14 protein-coding genes are annotated in these 17940 nt (G+C 75.0%); 9 read left to right on the top strand and 5 right to left on the bottom strand.

Annotated elements, in window-relative coordinates:
- Nucleotides 1-8 precede the first annotated feature (8 nt).
- From C8046_RS07600 to C8046_RS07580, 5 genes are read left to right on the top strand one after another with little or no spacing between them, the layout of a single operon-like run.
- Nucleotides 9-1523, top strand: coding sequence for an NADH-quinone oxidoreductase subunit M (locus C8046_RS07600; protein WP_109228915.1), 1515 nt, complete (start codon nucleotides 9-11; stop codon nucleotides 1521-1523).
- Nucleotides 1520-3094: an NADH-quinone oxidoreductase subunit NuoN gene (gene nuoN, locus C8046_RS07595; protein WP_109228914.1), complete on the top strand. Its 1575-nt coding sequence runs from the start codon at nucleotides 1520-1522 to the stop codon at nucleotides 3092-3094. The genes C8046_RS07600 and nuoN overlap by 4 nt, the downstream gene beginning before the upstream one ends.
- 8 nt (nucleotides 3095-3102) lie before the next feature.
- Nucleotides 3103-4107: a polyprenyl synthetase family protein gene (locus C8046_RS07590; protein ID WP_109228913.1), complete on the top strand. Its 1005-nt coding sequence runs from the start codon at nucleotides 3103-3105 to the stop codon at nucleotides 4105-4107.
- A gap of 7 nt (nucleotides 4108-4114) precedes the next feature.
- Nucleotides 4115-5767 carry a glycoside hydrolase family 13 protein gene (locus C8046_RS07585; protein WP_109228912.1) on the top strand — a complete coding sequence of 551 codons (1653 nt, stop codon included), beginning with the start codon at nucleotides 4115-4117 and terminating at the stop codon, nucleotides 5765-5767.
- Nucleotides 5764-6558: a putative protein N(5)-glutamine methyltransferase gene (locus C8046_RS07580; RefSeq protein WP_109228911.1), complete on the top strand. Its 795-nt coding sequence runs from the start codon at nucleotides 5764-5766 to the stop codon at nucleotides 6556-6558. The genes C8046_RS07585 and C8046_RS07580 overlap by 4 nt, the downstream gene beginning before the upstream one ends.
- A gap of 212 nt (nucleotides 6559-6770) precedes the next feature.
- Here C8046_RS07580 and eccCa read toward each other — a convergent pair whose 3' ends face one another.
- A complete protein-coding gene (gene eccCa, locus C8046_RS07575; RefSeq protein WP_109228910.1) occupies nucleotides 6771-10787 on the bottom strand; it encodes a type VII secretion protein EccCa in 4017 nt (1338 codons plus the stop codon).
- Nucleotides 10788-10886: 99 nt separating this feature from the next.
- Between eccCa and C8046_RS18395 the strand changes: the two genes are divergently transcribed.
- The 3 genes from C8046_RS18395 to C8046_RS18390 are packed head-to-tail and all read left to right on the top strand — an operon-like array spanning nucleotide 10887 to nucleotide 13614.
- Nucleotides 10887-12275: a hypothetical protein gene (locus C8046_RS18395; protein WP_158277162.1), complete on the top strand. Its 1389-nt coding sequence runs from the start codon at nucleotides 10887-10889 to the stop codon at nucleotides 12273-12275.
- Nucleotides 12275-13309, top strand: a complete 1035-nt coding sequence (locus C8046_RS19720; RefSeq protein ID WP_109228909.1) for an RDD family protein — start codon at nucleotides 12275-12277, stop codon at nucleotides 13307-13309. Before C8046_RS18395 ends, C8046_RS19720 begins: the two co-directional genes overlap by 1 nt.
- A gap of 41 nt (nucleotides 13310-13350) precedes the next feature.
- Nucleotides 13351-13614 (top strand): FHA domain-containing protein, encoded by a 264-nt coding sequence (locus C8046_RS18390; protein ID WP_158277161.1) that lies wholly within the window; start codon nucleotides 13351-13353, stop codon nucleotides 13612-13614.
- Nucleotides 13615-13717: 103 nt separating this feature from the next.
- Here the strand turns inward: C8046_RS18390 and C8046_RS07555 are convergent, their stop codons facing one another.
- From C8046_RS07555 to C8046_RS07540, 4 genes are all read right to left on the bottom strand, one after another.
- Nucleotides 13718-15112 (bottom strand): hypothetical protein, encoded by a 1395-nt coding sequence (locus tag C8046_RS07555; RefSeq protein WP_109228907.1) that lies wholly within the window; start codon nucleotides 15110-15112, stop codon nucleotides 13718-13720.
- Nucleotides 15109-15597 carry a hypothetical protein gene (locus C8046_RS07550; RefSeq protein WP_109228906.1) on the bottom strand — a complete coding sequence of 163 codons (489 nt, stop codon included), beginning with the start codon at nucleotides 15595-15597 and terminating at the stop codon, nucleotides 15109-15111. Before C8046_RS07550 ends, C8046_RS07555 begins: the two co-directional genes overlap by 4 nt.
- Before the next feature lie 105 nt (nucleotides 15598-15702).
- Nucleotides 15703-15996: a WXG100 family type VII secretion target gene (locus C8046_RS07545; protein ID WP_109228905.1), complete on the bottom strand. Its 294-nt coding sequence runs from the start codon at nucleotides 15994-15996 to the stop codon at nucleotides 15703-15705.
- A gap of 17 nt (nucleotides 15997-16013) precedes the next feature.
- Nucleotides 16014-16334: a WXG100 family type VII secretion target gene (locus tag C8046_RS07540; RefSeq protein ID WP_109228904.1), complete on the bottom strand. Its 321-nt coding sequence runs from the start codon at nucleotides 16332-16334 to the stop codon at nucleotides 16014-16016.
- A gap of 204 nt (nucleotides 16335-16538) precedes the next feature.
- On the opposite strand from C8046_RS07540, the gene C8046_RS07535 reads away from it, so the two are divergent.
- The gene (locus C8046_RS07535; RefSeq protein WP_109228903.1) at nucleotides 16539-17933 is read left to right on the top strand and encodes an EsaB/YukD family protein; all 1395 of its coding nucleotides are present in this window, start codon (nucleotides 16539-16541) and stop codon (nucleotides 17931-17933) included.
- Nucleotides 17934-17940 lie beyond the last annotated feature (7 nt).

Here is a 17940-nt window from a genome sequence, read left to right as displayed (position 1 = left end):
GAGGAGACGTGACCTCGCTTCCCTGGATCACCATCCTGATCGCCGTCCCCCTCGTGGCAGCACTCGTGCTGTGGCTCGTCCCCGCCCTGCACCCCCGCGCGCGCACCTACGGTCTGGTCGTCTCGCTCCTCACGGTCGGCATCGCCGTCGCGATGGCGACGACGTTCGACCTGTCCGCCGCCGCGGAGCAGCAGCTGACCCAGCAGGTGCCGTGGATCCCCGCGATCGGCGTGAGCTACGCCGTCGGGCTCAACGGCCTCGGGCTCGTGATGGTGCTGCTCGCCGTCGCCCTGGTCCCGGTCGTGCTCGCGGCCGACTGGCACGCGGTGCCGGTCGACGCCGAGGGCGGCGACCGCCGTCGGGCCACGTTCGTGGCGCTCGTCCTCGTGCTCACCTCGCTGATGGTCGCCGTGTTCGCGGCCCGCGACGTGTTCCTCTTCTACGTCCTCTTCGAGGTCATGCTCATCCCGGTGTACTTCCTGGTCGGCATGTTCGGCGGGCCGAACCGCCGCTCGGCCGCCGTGAAGTTCCTCGTGTACTCCCTGGCCGGTGGGCTCGTGATGCTCGTCGGCGTCGTCGTGCTCTACCTGCACGGCCCTGGCGGGGAGACGGGCTTCCTCATCGACAACCTCGCCGGGGTGGTCAGCGACGAGACCACGCAGCGCTGGCTCTTCGTGGCGTTCTTCGTCGCCTTCGCCGTCAAGGCGCCGATGTGGCCCGTCCACACCTGGCTGCCGGACACGACGGCGCAGGCCACGCCGGGCACCTCGACCCTCCTGGTCGGCGTGCTCGACAAGGTCGGCACGTTCGGGATGCTCGCGCTCTGCCTCCCGCTCTTCCCCGAGGCCTCCCGCTGGGCCGCGCCCGCGATCGTGGTGCTCGCGCTGATCTCGATCATCTACGGCGCGCTCGTGGCCATGGGCCAGCAGGACATGATGCGGTTCATCGCCTTCACGTCGATCTCGCACTTCGGCTTCATCGTCATGGGCGTCTTCATCGGCTCCGAGGTCGCGATGACCGGGGCGATGTTCTACATGCTCGCGCACGGTCTCTCGATCGCCGGGCTGTTCCTGCTGGCGGGGTACCTCGCCGAGCGGGGCGGCTCGCGGCGCATCGACGCGTTCGGCGGCATGCAGCGCCTGACGCCGGTGCTCGCCGGGCTGTTCCTGATCGCGGGGATGGCGTCGGTCGCCCTGCCGGGCCTGTCCGGGTTCGTCGGCGAGTACCTCGTGCTCGTCGGCAGCTTCACGACGTCGATCCCGGCCGCCGCCGTCGCGACCCTCGGGGTCGTGCTCGCCGCTCTCTACTTCCTGCTGGTGTACCAGCGGGTCTTCACGGGTGAGCCGCGCGCCGCGCTGGCCGAGGCGAAGGCCGACGGCTCGCTGCGCGACCTCGGCGCCCGTGAGCGCTGGACCATGGTGCCCGTCGTGGTGGCCATGGTGGTGCTGGGCGTGCTGCCCGGCCCGGTGCTCGACCTGCTGACCCCGCTCGCCGAGGTGCTCGCCCTGGGAGGCGCACAGTGACCACGTTCGTCGCACCCGAGATCGACTGGGCGGCGCTGACCCCCGTCCTCGTCACCGTCGGCGCCGGAGTCCTCGGCGTCTTCATCGCCGCGTTCGCCCCCGCGGCCCGCCGTCGGGCCATCCAGGTCGTGGTCGCGCTGCTGGCGCCGCTCGCCGTCCTGGGCGTGCTCGCGTGGCGCTGGACCGAGGTCGTCGGCGGCGGGGAGTCCACCGTCGTGGCGGGGCAGCTCGCCGAGGACGGCTTCACCCTCGCGTCCCAGATGATCATCGCGCTCATCGCGCTGGTGGGCTTCGCCGTGATGGCCTCCAAGCTCCCCGGCGGTGAGGAGGCGTTCGCCCCGCAGGGCGCCGCCGCCCCCGGCTCCGCCTACGAGGAGGCCGCTCGCAAGGCCGGCCTCGAGCAGACCGAGGTCTTCCCGCTGGCCCTGTTCAGCCTCGCCGGCATGCTCGTCTTCCCGATGGCGAACGACCTCCTCGTCCTGTTCGTCGCGCTCGAGGTGCTCTCGCTCCCGCTGTACGTGCTGACGGCGCTCGCCCGCCGTCGCCGCGTGCTCTCGCAGGAGGCCGCGCTGAAGTACTTCCTGCTCGGCGCGTTCTCCTCGGCGCTGTTCCTGTTCGGCGTCGCGCTGCTGTTCGGCTACTCCGCCTCGCTCACGTACGCGGAGGTCAACACCGCCGCGACGGCGAGCGTGGGGATGGAGGGCATGGGCGTCGTCGGCCTGCTGCTGGTGCTGACGGGCCTGCTCTTCAAGATCGGTGCCGTGCCGTTCCACGCCTGGGTGCCCGACGTCTACCAGGGCGCTCCGACGCCGGTGACGGGCTTCATGGCCGCCGCGACCAAGACCGCGGCCTTCGCCGCGATCGCGCGGCTGCTCTACGTCGCGGCCCCCGGGTTCACCTGGGACCTCGAGCCCGTGCTGTGGGTCGTGGCGATCGCCTCGATGCTGGTGGGAACCGTTCTCGCGATCGTCCAGACGGACGTCAAGCGGACGCTCGCCTACTCCTCGGTCGCGCACGCGGGCTTCGCGCTCGTCGCGATCGTGGCGCTGCCGGAGGGCGGCCCGAACGCGCTGCTCTTCTACCTGCTGGCCTACAGCTTCGCCACGGTCGGGGCCTTCGCCGTCGTGACCCTCGTGCGGGAGCGCGACGCCGCAGGCAACGTCACGGGGGAGGCGACCCACCTGTCGCAGTGGGCCGGCCTCGGCCGGCGCAGCCCGTGGCTCGCGAGCGCGATGGCGCTGTTCCTGCTCTCGTTCGCCGGCATCCCGCTGACGGCCGGGTTCCTGGGCAAGTTCACCGCGTTCGTGGCCGCGGCCGAGGGTGGGGCGTGGCCCCTGGTCGTAGTCGCCGTCGTGGCCTCGATCGCTGCCGCGTTCTTCTACGTGCGACTGATCGTGCTGATGTTCTTCACCCGTCCGGAGGAGTCCGACAAGCCCGGGGCCGAGGCGGTGGCGCCGGGGGCGCTCACCCGCGTCGCGCTCGTGGCGTGCGCCGCGGGCACGCTCGTGCTCGGGGTCTGGCCGACCCCGGTTCTCGACCTGCTCGCGCAGGCGGCTAGATTCGTGGCGTGAGTCCTCGCTTGAGTTCTGTTCCCCTCCCGCTGAGCGACGCCGACCTCGAGTCCGTCCTCGTCGACGGGCTGGCCGAGATCGAGCGTCGGCTCGACGTCGCCGTGAGCCGCACGCGCGTGCTCTCGGACGCACCGTCGAGGCACCTGCTGGCCGCGGGTGGCAAGCGCATGCGTCCGGCCCTGGCGCTGCTGGCGGCGCAGCTCGGCTCCGGCACCTCGGAGTCGGTCCTCGAGGCGGCGGTCGGTGTCGAGCTGACCCACCTCGCCTCGCTGTACCACGACGACGTCATGGACTCCGCGCCCACGCGTCGCGGGGCCCCCAGCGCGCACGAGGTGTGGGGCAACTCCGTGGCGATCCTCGCGGGCGACCTGCTGTTCGCACGTGCGTCGCAGACCGTGGCCGGGCTCGGCGCGACCGCCGTCCGGATCCAGGCCGAGACGTTCGAGCGCCTGTGCGTGGGGCAGCTCCACGAGACGATCGGGCCCCAGGAGGGTGACGACCCCGTCGAGCACCACCTCGAGGTGCTCGCGGGAAAGACCGGATCCCTCATCGCCGCGTCCGCGCACTTCGGGGCGCTCTTCGGCGGCCTCGAGGGGGAGCGGCTCACCGCGGTCGTGGAGTACGGCGAGCGGGTCGGCGTCGCCTTCCAGCTGGCCGACGACGTGCTCGACCTCACCTCGACGGCGGAGGTGCTCGGCAAGGTTCCGGGCACCGACCTGCGCGAGGGGGTGCCGACGATGCCGGTGCTGCTCCTGCGCCGCTCCGTCGCGGGCGGGGCCGAGGACGCCGAGGGCCGCGAGACCCTCGCCGACCTCGAGGGCGACCTCAGCTCCGACGAGGCCCTCGAGGCGGTCGTCGCGCGGCTGCGCGAGCACCCCGTGATGGAGCAGGCGCGCGAGATGGCGCGCGAGCACGCCCGCGACGCCGTCGCGCAGCTCGCCCCGATCGAGGAGTCGCCGGCCAAGGACGCGCTGCGCGAGTTCGCCCAGCTCGTGGTCGAGCGCCTCGCCTGAGGTCGGCGTGACCGAGCCGGCCTGGTGGCGCGACGCCGTCGTCCACCAGATCTACCCGCGCTCGTTCCAGGACACGGGCCGCGACGGCGAGGGTGACCTCGCGGGGGTGACGCGCCGCCTGGACCACCTGGTCGCGCTCGGCGTCGACGCGCTGTGGCTGTGCCCGTTCTACCCCTCGCCGATGGTGGACGGTGGCTACGACGTCGCCGACCACACCGCCGTCGACCCCCGGTACGGCACCCTCGCCGATCTGGACGAGCTCGTCGCGCAGGCGCACGCCCGCGGGCTGCGCGTGACGATCGACCTCGTGCCCAACCACGTCTCGAGCGCGAGCGACTGGTTCGTCGCGGGCCTGGCCGCCGGACGGGGCAGCCCGGAGCGGTCGCGGTTCCTGTTCCGGGAGGGCCGGGGCCCCGGTGGTGACGAGCCCCCGACGAACTGGACCAGCGTGTTCGGCGGGCCGTCGTGGACGCGGGTGACCGAGCCCGACGGCTCGCCCGGGCAGTGGTACTACCACCTGTTCGCCGCGGAGCAGCCGGACCTGGACTGGTCCCACCCCGACGTGAGCGCCGAGTTCGAGCGCATCCTGCGGTTCTGGCTCGACCGCGGGATCGACGGGTTCCGGATAGACGTGTCCGACGCCCTGGTGAAGGACCTCGGTGCGGGCGACACCGCCGACGGGGCGCCGGTCATCCCGAAGGACGACGCGAGCGGCGTGCACGAGATCTACCGGGACGTGCGGCGGGTGCTGGACGACTACGACGGCGACCGGATGGCCGTCGTCGAGACCGGGGCCGCCCCCGACGTCGTCGCGCTGTTCCTCCGCCCGGACGAGATGCACCTGGCGTTCAGCTTCGAGCTGGCGCGAGCGGCGTGGGACGCGCGCGAGCTGCGGTCCGCCGTCGACGCGGTCCTGGCCGCCAACGCGATCGTCGGGGCGCCCGCGACGTGGGTCACCGACAACCACGACACCCCGCGCTCCGTCACGCGCTACGCCCGCGCGGGCGCCGGCGGGTTGCGCGGCGCCTACGTGCCGACCGGGGGCGACGGGGAGCTGCTGACGGCGCAGGACGTTGCGCGCGGCACCGCGCGGGCCCGGGCCGCCGCCGTGCTGCTGCTGACGCTGCCCGGGGCCGCGTTCGTCTACCAGGGCCAGGAGCTCGGGCTGCCCGAGGTCGAGGACCTGCCGCCCGAGGCCCTGCAGGATCCGGCCGTCGCCCGCAGCGGCGGGACCGTCCGGGGGCGCGACGGTTGCCGGGTGCCGCTGCCCTGGGAGGGCGACGCGCCGCCGTACGGGTTCACGGAGGCCGACGCGGGCTGGCTGCCGCAGCCGACCGGGTGGGGCGAGCTCGCCGTCGCGCACCAGGAACGGGACGAGGGCTCGATGCTCCGCCACTACCGGGCGCTGCTCGCGCTGCGTCGGCGCGAGGTCGCGGCACGGCGCGGGGCGCTGGAGTGGCTGCCCGCGCCCGACGGCGTGCTCGCGTACCGCCGGACCGCGGCGGGCGGGGAGCCTCTCGTGGTGATGATCAACCTCGGCGCCGACGCCGTGCCGGTGCCCGACGGCGAGGTGCTGCTGGCCACGGGGCCGCTCGTGGGCGACGGTGAGCGGCTGGTGCCCGGGGACGGCGCCGTCGTGGTGCGGCCGGTCGACGCGTGACGGGCGACGGGACGGATCGGGAGGGCGAGGCCGCGGCCGAGGCGCTGGTCCTCCGGCTGCGCGCCGCGGGCTGCGTGTTCGCCGAGGAGGAGGCCGCGCTGCTGCTCGGGACCCCGCCGTCGGACCGCGAGGCGCTCGTCGCCCGGCGGGTCGCGGGGGAGCCGCTCGAGCACGTGCTCGGGTGGGTCGAGCTCGACGGCGTGCGCCTCGCCGTCGGGCCCGGGGTGTTCGTCCCGCGGCAGCGGTCGCTGCTGCTGGTCGCCGAGGCGGCGCGGCGCACACCCCCCGGGTCGCGCGTGCTCGACCTGTGCTGCGGCAACGGAGCGCTCGGGCGCCTGCTGGCGGAGCGCGTGAGGGGGCTCGGGGTGCACGCGAGCGACGTCGACCCGCGCGCGGTGGCGCTGGCCGCGGCCAACCTGGCGCCGGTGGGCGGGACGGCGGTCGTGGGCGACCTGTTCGACGGCGTGCCCGCCTGGCTGCGCGGCACCCTCGCCACGATCACCGCGAACGTGCCCTACGTACCGAGCGGCGCCGAGGACCTGATGCCGCGCGACGTCCGGTTCGCCGAGCCACGGTCGACGCGCGACGGCGGTGTCGACGGTCTCGACGTGCTGCGCCGCGTCGCCGCGGAGGCGCCGGCGTGGCTCGCCCACGGCGGGGTGCTGCTGAGCGAGGTCGCCGAGCACCAGGCGGCCCCCGCGTGCGCGGTCCTGGCGGCGGCCGGCCTCCGCCCGGAGACGGTCGACGACGACGAGGGCACCGCCGTCGTGATCGGCACCCGCCCCGCCTGACTGACCTCACGGCGAGGGGTTTCTGCACATCGGCGAGGGGGTTGCGCACCACCCGCGAGGGGGTTGCGCACCTCTGGCCCGGCGAGGAGCGCCACTACCCCCTCGTCGGTGGTGCGCAAGCCCCTCGCGGGTGGTGCAGAAGCCCCTCGCCGGTGGTGCGCAAACCCCTCGCCGATGGGTAGGTGGGCGACGGCGGGGCGGCAGTCAGCGGGTCAGAGGTGGGCCGGCGGGTGGTAGGCCAGCTGGGCGACGCGGAGGCCCTCGTCGCGCGTGACGATCTGGGCGCGGCCCGGCACCGCCAGACGCGGCCGCACACGTCCGAGCAGAGCGCCCTCGTCGGGGTTGCCCGACAGCAGGATGGTCGGGACGGCGAGGTCGCGCAGCGGCTGGATCACCGGGTCGTACAGCGCCCGGCTCGCGCCACCGACGCGGCGGGTGATCGCGACGTGCAGCCCGAGGTCGGCCGCCTGGGCGAAGAGCGGCGTCATCGCCGTCAGCGGGTTGCCCGCCGACGTCGCCACCAGGTCGTAGTCGTCGACCAGCAGGAAGACGTCAGGACCCTTCCACCAGGACCGTGCGCGCAGCTCGGCCGGGGTGACGTCAGGTCCGGGCAGGCGCGTGCGCAGGAACTGCGCGAGCCCCTGGAGGCTGGAGGTCGCCTGCTCGTGCCCCGTGTAGTACCCGTTGAGGTAGTCGTCCGGGATCTCGCCGAGCAGCGCGCGACGGTAGTCCAGGACGACGAACTGCGCCTCCTTCGGCGTCCTCGTCCGCATGACCTCGTGCACGAGGCCGCGCAGGAACGACGTCTTGCCGGCCCCGCTGTCGCCGAGCAGCAGCACGTGCGGCTCCGCCGCGGCGTCGAAGGCGACGGGGGCCAGCGCGGACTCGTCGATGCCGAGCAGCAGACGACGGTCGCCGACCGTCGCCTCGCCGTCGGGCCCGGCCTCGCCGGCGGCGCCCGAGGCCGGCACCCCGGCCTCCTCGCGCAGCTCCTCGAGCGTGAGCATCTCCGGCAGCAGGCGGAGCTTCGGACCCGCGGGCCCGTCCCACGCCGACGCGATCGTCTGCACGAGGTCGCTGACGCCGGCGCCGAGCGTGCCGGGGCGGGGGTCGCCGTCGATGCGGGGGAGCGCGCCGAGCATGTGGTGCTTGGACGGCATGAGCCCGCGCCCGGGACGGTTCGCCGGCACCGCCTGGGCGACCTTGCGGTCGACCTCGGAGTCCAGCGAGTCGCCCAGCCGGAGCTCGAGGCGCGTGCCGACGACGTCCTTCATCTGCGAGCGCAGGTCCATCCAGCGACCGGTGCCGAGCAGGACGTGCAGGCCGAACGTGAGGCCGCGGCCGGCGAGCGCCTGGATGAGCGGCTCGACGTCGTCGAACTCGCTGCGCAGCGTGGTCCAGCCGTCGACGACGAGGAAGACGTCGCCGTAGCCGTCGTCGATCCCCGTCGGGTCGCCGGGGGTGCGCCGCGAGCGGTAGGTCTCGACGGTGTCGATCCCCTTGTCGCGGAAGTACTTCTCGCGCGCGTTGACGATCGAGGTCACCTCGGCGACGGTGCGGCGCACGATGTCGGGTTCCGACCGGCCGGTCACGCTCGCCACGTGCGGGAGGTCGCGGAACGGCGTGAACGTGCCGCCGCCGAAGTCGAGGATGTAGAACTGCGCCTCCTGGGGCGTGTGCGTCAGCGCGACGCCGGTGACGATCGAGCGCAGCATCGTGCTCTTGCCGCTGCGCGGCGCACCGACGACGCCGACGTGCCCACCCGCCCCGGCGAGCGAGATCGTCAGCGTCTCGCGACGCTGCTCGAGCGGCCGGTCGACGAGGCCGAGCGGGACGACCATGTCGCCCGCGGCGCGCCAGCCGGGGGAGTGCAGGCCCCGGCCGGGCTCGACGACGAGGTCGGGGGCGAGCTCGTCGAACGTCAGCGGGACCTCGAGCGGGGGCAGCCACACCTGGTGCGCCTCCGGACCCTGGTCCTTCATCCGCCGCACGGCGATGTCGAACGTCGCTCGTCCGGCGTCGGCGTCGCCGACCTCCTCGGGCTCGACCTCCACCACGCGCTGCGCCTCGACGGGCGCAGCCGTGAACGGGGTGAGCGTGACGTCGCCCGCGGTCCGACGGCGACGACGACGGCGGCGCGGCGGCGGGCCGGAGACGTAGGCCGCGCGGAACTGGATGAGCGAGGTGGTGTCGGGCTTGAGGTAGCCCATGCCCGGCACCGACGGCAGCGTGTACGCGTCGGTGACGCCGAGGACCGTGCGCGACTCCGCCGCCGAGAAGGTCTTGAGTCCGATCCGGTAGGACAGGTGGGACTCGAGCCCGCGCAGACGTCCCTCCTCCAGGCGCTGGGAGGAGAGCAGCAGGTGCATCTGGAGCGAGCGTCCGAGGCGGCCGATGGCGACGAACAGGTCGGTGAACTCCGGCTTGGCCGACAGCAGCTCGGAGAACTCGTCGCAGACGATGAGCAGCGCGGGCAGCGGCGGCAGGTCCGTGCGGCCCTCCTTGCGCGCCTTGGTGTACTCGCCGACGTTGGTGAAGTTGCCCGCCGAGCGGAGCAGCTCCTGCCGCCGGGTCATCTCGCCCTGCAGCGCGTCCTGCATGCGATCGACCAGCGAGAGCTCCTCGCCGAGGTTGGTGATGATCGCCGAGACGTGCGGCATGTCCGCCATGCCGGCGAACGTCGCGCCACCCTTGAAGTCGACGAGCACGAAGTTGAGGTCCTCGGAGGAGTGCGTCATCGCCAGCGCGAGCACGAGCGTGCGCAGCACCTCGGACTTGCCCGAGCCGGTCGCGCCGATGATGAGCCCGTGCGGGCCCATGCCCTCCTCGGCGGACTCCTTGATGTCGAGGTGGATCGGGGCGCCGTGCGAGGTCATGCCGATCGGGACGCGCAGCCGGTCGCGCCGCGAGCGCGGCCGCCAGCCGATCGCGGGCGTGAAGTCGCGGACGTCGCCGACCCCGAGCAGGTCGACGAGCTCGGCGGAGGTCACGGTGCGCGGTCCCGACTCGTCCTCGGTCGGCAGCCCGCCGCGGATCAGGCGGCGCGCCGTCGCCTCGGCACCCGCGACCGACAGCGTGTCGGCCTCGCCCGTGCGCGGCTCGACGCCGTAGCGCACCACGCTGACGCGGGAGGTCTCGCCGTCGGCGGTCGGCTGGAGGAGCAGACGGGTGTGGTGGACGTCGGCGATCTCGCCCCACTCCTGGGGCAGGTCGAGCACGGTGACGCCCTGCAGGCCGCCCTCGCGGGCGAGGCCGTGGGTCGCGGGCAGCCGCACGCCGTCGGTCACGAGCACCACGTGCGGGAGCGCCTGCTCGGCGGCGAGCGAGAACGGCCCGCGCTCGCCGAGCGGGAGCAGCCGCAGGATCTCGGCCGGGTCGGAACCGATCACGCGGACGTGCCCGGCGCCGTCGTTCTGGGTGGGCGACCACGCGTGGGGGAGCCACTTCACCCACTCCCAGGCCGCGAGATTCTCGGGCGAGGCGAGGACGGCGATGCGCACGTCGGCGGGCGAGGCGAACGTCGCGAGGTGGCACAGCATGGCGCGCACGAGCGCGCGGGACGGCTCGTCGTCGCCCGCGACCTCGACCCGCGAGGAGGACATCAGGTCGATGCGCGCGGGCAGGTCGGTCTGCACGGAGTGGGTCGTGACGAAGCGGTGCGCGGCGCTCGCGGCGACGGGGTCCGGCTGGGCGTTGGGCGCCGGTTCGGCCTCGTCGATCGTCACGCACAGGGGGGCCTGGGAGGTGCCGATCCGCACGTGCAGCAGATCCGGTTCACCCGCCCGTCTCTCCCAGACGCGGGTGCCCTCCTCCGCGACGACGGCGAGCGCGGTCGGCGAGGGCATGTGCCACTCCGCGTTGCGCCGCTGCTTGGCGGCGGCGTCGCGGACGTCCTCGCGCAGCCCGGCGAGGTAGGCGAGGTACTCGCGGCGCGAGCCGGTGACGGCGGCGCGGTGCATCGAGCGCTGGCGCAGGAGGTTGACCACCACGAAACCCAGCGAGGCGACGAGGATGAACCCGCCCATGAGGATGCGGGTCGTCGAGACCCCGCCCGAGCCACCGGCGCCGAGGGAGATGACGGCGATCGAGCCGACGCTGCCCATCACGGGCATGATCGTCATCGCGGTGCTGCTGCCGCCCTCCGGCTTGACGAGGTCGGGCGGTGCCTGCAGCTCGATCGTGCCGCTGGGCACGGCGGGTGCCTCCACCCGGCCGGTCTCCACGCTCATGTCACCCTTCCGGCGGGGAGGACGCCTCCCCTCGCAACCACCGCCCCAGGGTAGTTGCCCACCTAGACTCGTGGCAGTTCCAGGACCGCGGGAGGTGCGATGTCGACGACGGCTGCTGACGCCGCGACCACCTGCACCGTCGTGACCCCGCACGGGCGCCACGACGTCGTGCTCGGCCGGGCCGTGACGGTCGCCGACCTCCTCGCCGCCGTCGACCTTCCACCCACCACCACGCTCGTGACCGCGGGCGGCGTCGTCCTCGGGCCGACCGACGACCTCGAGCGTCTCGCCGGCGGCGACGTGCTCGTCGTCGCCACCGCGCCGGCGCCCGGTCGCCCGGCCGCGGGCCGGACGGGGGAGGACCGGCCCGGCGGGACGTCGCCGGCGGCCGCGCTGTGGCTCGTCGCCGGCGCGACGGCGGCCCTCGCCCTCGTCCGGGGCGCCCAGCTCGCGACCGACACCGCCGACGTCGCGCTGGTCCCCGCCCTCGCGGCGGGGCTCCTCGCCGTCGTGCTCGCCCTGGTGACCCGGCCCACGACGGCGCGGGCGGCGACGGCCGCGACGGTCGCGACCTGGACCAGCGCCGCCGCGGCGGGGCTTCTCGGGGTCCCGGCGCCGCTGGTCGAGATCGACGGCGTGCCCGCCCTCCTCGTGCCCGTCACCGTCGCCCTGCTCGCGGCCGGAGCGGCGACCGCGCTGCGGTACGCCCGCGTGCACGGCACGCCGCCGGCCGTCGAGGCCGGCGTCCTGCTGGCCTTCACCGTGGTGCCCGCGGCGGCCGCCGTGGTGACCGTGATGACGGGCGCCCCGGTGCCGGCCGCGGCCGCCGTCCTGCTCGGCGTCGCCCCGATCGTCGCGCGGGCCCTCCCGGCCGGGAGCCTCGACGTGCCCGACCACGTCGTCGTCGACCTCAGCGCCGCGCAGCGGACGGCGACGGCGGTGCGCGAGAAGCCCGTCGTCTCGCCGGCGTTCGTGCGCGCCTCCACGGTCCGCCGCACGATCACCACCGCCCAGACCCGGCGCACCTGGGCAGCCGTCCTGCTGGGCGTGCTCGTGGCCGCGGCGGCCCCGCTCGTGCTGCTGGCTCCGCCGCCCGCGACGACGTCGTGGCCCGGCCACGTGCAGCTGTGGGCGACCGGCGCGCTCGGCGTCGCCGTCGCCGGGGCGCTCGTGCTGATCCCGCGGCAGGAGCGGCTCACGGCCGCCCGCCTCGGACCGCGGCTGGCCGCCGCCGTCACCGGCCTCCTCACGGTCGTGTGGTTCACGCGGGTGCTCGACGGCGGGACGGCCACGCTGATCGCCGTCGGCGCCCTCCTCGCCGCGCTGCTCACCGTCACGTGCGCGTTCGCGCTCGGCCGGGGCTGGCGGTCGGTCCGCTGGTCCAGGACCGCCGACAACCTCGAGTCGCTCGCGGTCGCGTTCGCGCCCGCCCTGGCACTGCTCGCGGCCGGGGTGCTGGCCGGGGTCCGTCTGTTAGCGTCCGGTTGATGTCCGTCACCGTCCCGCCCCGTCCGACGGCGCCGCCCCCCGCGGCGACCGCCGTCGCCGCGCCGTCGCTGCCGCGCGCCGGGGTCGGCCAGCGTCTCGCCGGGTACGCGATCGACCTCGCGGCCGTCGTCGTCCCCGGGGCCGTCGCCGTCGTGCTCGGTGGCTGGGTGCTGGGGATCGTGCTGGCCGCCGAGATCGCCGTCGTGACGGTGGCCGTGGAGGCCCGTCGCGGTGTGACGCTCGGCAAGCTCGTGACACGGACCCGGGCGACGACGCTCGGCGCCGACCTCGCCCCCGGGCTGCGCCGCGAGGCGGTGCGCGCCGGACTCCTCGGCGCCGCGCACCTCGCCGCCGGCCTCGGTCAGATCGCCCTGCTCGCGACGGCGGGCCGGACCCGCGCCTGGCACGACCGGGTCGCGGGCACCGACGTCGTCTCGCTCCGGCCCGTCGCGCCGGCCGCTGCTGCCGGCGCCCCCGTCGCCCCGGTGCCCGCCGCCCGCCACGCCGGCGCGTCCGCCGGACCGATCTCCGTCCCGCCGCTCCCGACGGCGCCCGGATCGGCCCCCGTCTGGCCCGGCAACCCGACCGCCGGCGGCAGCGGTTCCGGCCCCTGGCGTCCGCCGGAGCTGCTCGAGGTGCCGGTGAGCGACGACTCCATCTCGATGCGCGACTTCCGCGCCATGCGCTCCGGTCTGGCCGCCGGCGCCGGCCGTCCGGCGGGGCAGCCCCGGTCGTGCCGCCACGTCCGGCGGCCCGCCCGACGACGTCGGGCCCGGTCCCGGCGGCCCCCGCGGCGCCGGTCGTTCCCGCGGCGCCCGTCGCGCCCACCGCGGCCCCGGCGCCGGTCGTGCCCGCAGTGCCCCAGCAGCCGGGCCAGGCCCCCGCCCAGCCCCAGACTCCGTCGCCCGTCCGACCGCGCACGGTCGTCCCGCCGCGCCCGACGGCCGCGCCGTCGCCCGCGGCGCCGGCGACCCCGCCTGCTACCTTCCAGCCCCCGGCCGCCCCCGCGCCGCCGGTCACCGCCGTCGTCCTGACGGCGGCCGGGACCGACCACCGGATCACCGGTGCGGCGGTCGTGGGTCGTCGGCCGCGCGCGGAGACGCCGGACGTCCAGGTCGTCGAGATCGCCGACGTCGCCCGCTCCCTCTCGCGCACTCACCTGCGCATCCGTGTGGCGCACGGCGTCGCGTGGGTCGAGGACGCGGGCTCGGCCAACGGCACCCGGCTCGTGACGCCCGACGGCGAGCGCGTCAGGCTCGTCCCCGGGGAGCCCGCGCGGCTCGTGCCCGGTGCCGTCCTCGAGCTCGGCCAGGTCCGGATCGACGTCGCGCTCGACTGACGAGCGGCCACCACGCGCACGACGCAGTCCGCAGCACGACGAAGGGGCGGGAGGCTCTCGCCTCCCACCCCGTCGGTCGTTCAGATCCGTACCCGGACCGGACTCACCAGTCGTCGGACTCCGCGGGCGCGGCCTCGATGGAGCCCCGGCTGCCCGCCGTCGCCGACGCCGCCGCGACGGCTGCCGCGGTCGCGGCCTCCTCCTGTGCGGTGTCGCGGACGATCGCCGTGCCCGACTCCTCCTCGCCGCCGGTGCTGCCGCCCTGACCGCCCACCATCGGGGCGAGGTGCCCACCCTCGCCGGCGGGGGTGACGGTCCCCAGCGACGGCGTCCGCTGCTCCGAGCGTGCCGCGGCGGCGGGGTCCATCGTCCCGTCGGGCCCGGTGTCGTGCAGGTGCCGCGTCGAGACCCACTTCTCCTTCTCGGCGGCGCGAGCACCACCCCCACCACCACCCCCGCCGCCGGCGAACGCGCGTCCGGCGGCCGACCGGGCGGCACGGGCCGCGCCACCGGCCGCGGCGGCACCGGCCGCCGCCGCCCCGGCGCCCGACGGACCGCCGGGCGTCTCCTTGGCCACCTGGGAGTCCTCCGGGGCCTCCTTCGGGTCGACCACGATGGACGGCCGCTCGACGATCGGGTCGACCGGGGTGCGCGTCTCGTCGTCGGGGAACGTCGGGACCTCGATCGGACGGACGAGGGAGGCGGCGCGGGCCAGCGCGCTGTCGAACTCGTCCATCGCCTGCCGCGCGGCGAGCTTCTGCTCCTTGTCGACCTCGAGCATCCAGTGCCGCTCGGCGTCCGCGGGCGTCAGCGTGCCGACGCCGGGGAGCGCGATCAGCTCGCCGAGCGCCAGCAGGCTCTTGTGGCCGGGGGCGAGCTCGATCTTGCGGATGCGCTGGAACTCCTCGTTCGCGTCACGCATCGCGTTCTCGACGATGTCGAGCGCGCGCAGCGTGTTCTCCATCGCGTCGGCCGCGTCCATCAGGTGGAGCGCGAGGGTGAGGTAGGCGATGCGGGCGGGGTCGCCCTGGAGCCCGTCGAGCATCGGCGCCTCGGACTGCTGCCGCAGGCGACGGGCCGTGGCCTCCATCCCGCTGCTCGTGCGCCGGATCGTCTCGCGCTGCTCCGCGCGGACGTTCGCCTGCTCGGTGAAGGCTGTCGCGACCAGCTCGAGGTTCATGAGGCCGCGCGGGATGCGGCGCGGTCGGCGGATGCGCTTCTTGCGGCGGTGACCGCTCACGAGGCGCGCCTCGGACCATTCCTTCTTCCCTCCTCGGTCGGCCTTCAGGACGCCCTGGAGGTGGGCGGGTCGGCCCGGACCCACCCAGGTCTGGGGGGCCGCGACCCACGCGCCGGCCTCGACCGGGTGGCTGCTGAGCGTGCCCTGCACCTCGTCGGAGAACGAGGCGGCCTCGACCCGGCCCACGGCGAACGTGGGCTCGCGGCCCGAGGAGTCGTCGAACTTCGCGGCCAGCTCGAACCGGCGCTCGTCGCTCATGCCTGCATCCCCTCGTTCGGTGCGATCGGAGTCACGGAGTGCCCGCCGCCGAGGCGCTCGGCGCGCTCGACGGGCGGGAGGTCGGGCCGGCGGGTCCCGGCGAGCGGGCCGCTCGACGGTCCGACGGGAGTCGGGCAGTCGGTGCGGGTGCCGACACCGCCGTCGATGCCGTCGGCGATGGTGCGCAGCTGCTGGGCGAGGTCGTCGTCGACGGCGACGACCTCGCCGGCGAGCTGGGTGAGCTTGCGAGCCATCACGAGCAGCTCGTCGCCCATCGCGGCGAGCGAGTCCTCGTAGGTCTCCAGCGCCTCGTCGAGGACGTTCTCGAACCGGACGCCAGGGTCGGTCGGCGAGTAGGGCTCGCGCTCGCCGAGCTCAGCGGTGAGCTGGAGCGCCTGCTCGTCGCGACGGAGGTCGTCGGAGGACTCCTCCATGACGGTGACGTGGTTCCTGACGACGGAGTCGTCGACCTGGATGCGGTCCATGGTGATTCCCCTGAGGTCCGAGGGTGGATGGGTGCTGGAGCCGAGCCGGGAGGCGGCACGCACCGGAGCCCTGGGGGCTCCGGTGCGACCGTCACGCGGCCGGCGTCACTGCCAGGCGGCCGCGGCCTTGCCCTCGACACCCTTGTAGGCGTCGTGGCTGTTGGTGACCGTGGTGCCGACCTGCAGGAGGAGGGCCTTCATGTCCTCGAGGGCGCCGTTCCACTGGGCCTGGGCGACGCGGTAGGCCTCCTTCGCGTCACCGTCCCAGTCCGCCTCGAGGTTCTTCAGCTTGCCCTCGAGGTCGGCCAGGGTGCTGGCGATCCCGTTGGCGCCGGTGGTGATGTCGCCGGAAGCGGTCTCCAGAGCGGAGAAGCCGACTGTGATTCCCGAGTTACCCATGTCCGTGTCGCTCCTTCTCAGTTTCCGGTGAGGCTGCTGTTGAACGCGTTCATGGCCTGCTGCGCGCTGTCGTCGGTCTCGGTGTAGGCCGTGTCGGTGCCCTTGAGGTTCGCCTCGAAGGTCTCCAGGGCGCCGGTGAGACGGCGGGTGTCGTTGTCCCAGCGCGTCATCACGGTCGTGAACGCCGTGGCGCCCGAACCGCGCCACTGACCCTCGAGCGAGGTCAGGCGGCCACGGAGGTCGGCGAGCTGACCGTCCAGGGTCGTCTTCGCGGTCGCCACGTGGTCGGCGCCTGCCCGTAGGGCTCCTTCTTCGGCGGAGAACTTGTCTGCTGCCATGTCACGCTCCTCCTGTAGTGGCCGTACGGCCTGTGCGACTCCGGCCCAGTGGCTGGTCGTCCGTCACCGGTGCGGTGACCTGGAAAGGACACTAGAACGGGGGGTGGGAAAGTGCGATGGGGAGAACTCCCCATCGGCCTGCAGCCTTCCGGCGCCACCTATGCTGGGCGGTGCCCGCCGCCGACCCGAAGGAGCACGCCGTTCATGACGGTCCCCGCGCCCGCCCCCTCACCGCCGGGCGGTGAGGCCGGCTCCGCCGGTGGAGCGCTCGTCCGCGTGACGGTGGCCGCCGGTCCGCGCCGGGCCGATCTCACGCTCCCGGCCGAGGTCCCGCTCGTCGAGGTCCTTCCCGGTCTCGCCCGCACGCTCGGCCAGCTCGAGGTCACCTCCGCGCACACCGGGCTGGAGCTCGTCACGGCCCAGGGACGTCGCCTCGGCGGTGACGTCACGCTCGGCGGCGCTGGCGTTCCCGACGGCGCCGTGCTCACGCTCGCCGCGGCCCAGCCGCGCGCCGGCAACGCCCGCTACGACGACGTGGTGGAGGCCGTCGCCGACGTCGTGGAGTCGGGCAGCGCACCGTGGAGCCCGCAGGACGCCGCGCGTGCCGCCGTCGGCGTCGCGGCGGTCTTCCTCGTCACCGGTGGTGCGGTCCTGGCCGTCAGCGGTCTCGGTGCCGTGCTCACCGCGAGCCTGGGCGGAGCCGGCGCGCTGCTGGCGCTCGTCACCGCCGTCGTCCTCGAGCGCACCGGCGCCCCGCGCACCGCGTCGCTGACGATCGGCGTCGTGGCCGCGCTGCTCGCCGGGACCGCGGCGTTCCTCGGGCTCGACGGTCTCGCCCGGCTGGACGACGGCGCAGCGGCGTTCGCGCTCGCGGCCGGCGGTGGGGCGATCCTCGCGGTCGCGGCCGCGCTCGCCGCCCTGGCACCGGGGGTCCGCGAAGCCATGGTGGCCCCCGCGATCACCGGGGCCGTCGGCCTCGCGGTCGGTGGCGTCACGGCCTGGCGCGGTGCCGACACGGCGCCGGTCGTCACCGTGGTGGCCTTCGCCGTCGTCGCGTGCGCCCTGGTCGGCGTGCCGTGGCTGGCGCTCACGGCGACGCCCCTGCGGGTCGTCACGCCGCGCGACGACCGCGAGGTGCTCGACGACGTCCCGCCCGTGGACATCGATGCGGTCAGGGAGCAGGCGGCCACGGGTCAGCGGCTCCAGATCGCGATGCGCGCCGGCGCCGGGGCCGCGCTGCTCGGCCTCACGCCCGGCGTCGCCGCCTCGGGAGTCGCGGGGCTGCTGCTCACCGCCGTCGGGTTCGGTGCGCTGCTGCTGACGGTGCGCGAGTCGCGGGCGCGCGGCGACGTCGCCGTCGTGACGGCGACCGGTGCCGGCGGCTTCCTGCTGGCCGTCCTCACGGCCGCCCTGACCCAGCCCACCTGGCGCCCCGCGCTGGTGGTGGTGCTGCTCGGCGGCGCCTTCGCCGTCGTCATCGTGGCGCTGCTCGTCTCCGGCCGACAGCTGCGGCTCGCGCGCGCGGCCGACGTCGCCCAGCTCGTCCTGCTCGCGGCGCTGCCGCCGCTCGCCGTCGTCGCCGCGGGAGCCATGCCGTGACCGCCCC

This window comes from Serinibacter arcticus (genome assembly GCF_003121705.1).
In the GTDB taxonomy this organism is placed as follows: Bacteria; Actinomycetota; Actinomycetes; order Actinomycetales; family Beutenbergiaceae; genus Litorihabitans.
Note: the sequence above shows the minus strand (reverse complement) of the source record. Positions and strands in the feature narration are given on the sequence as shown.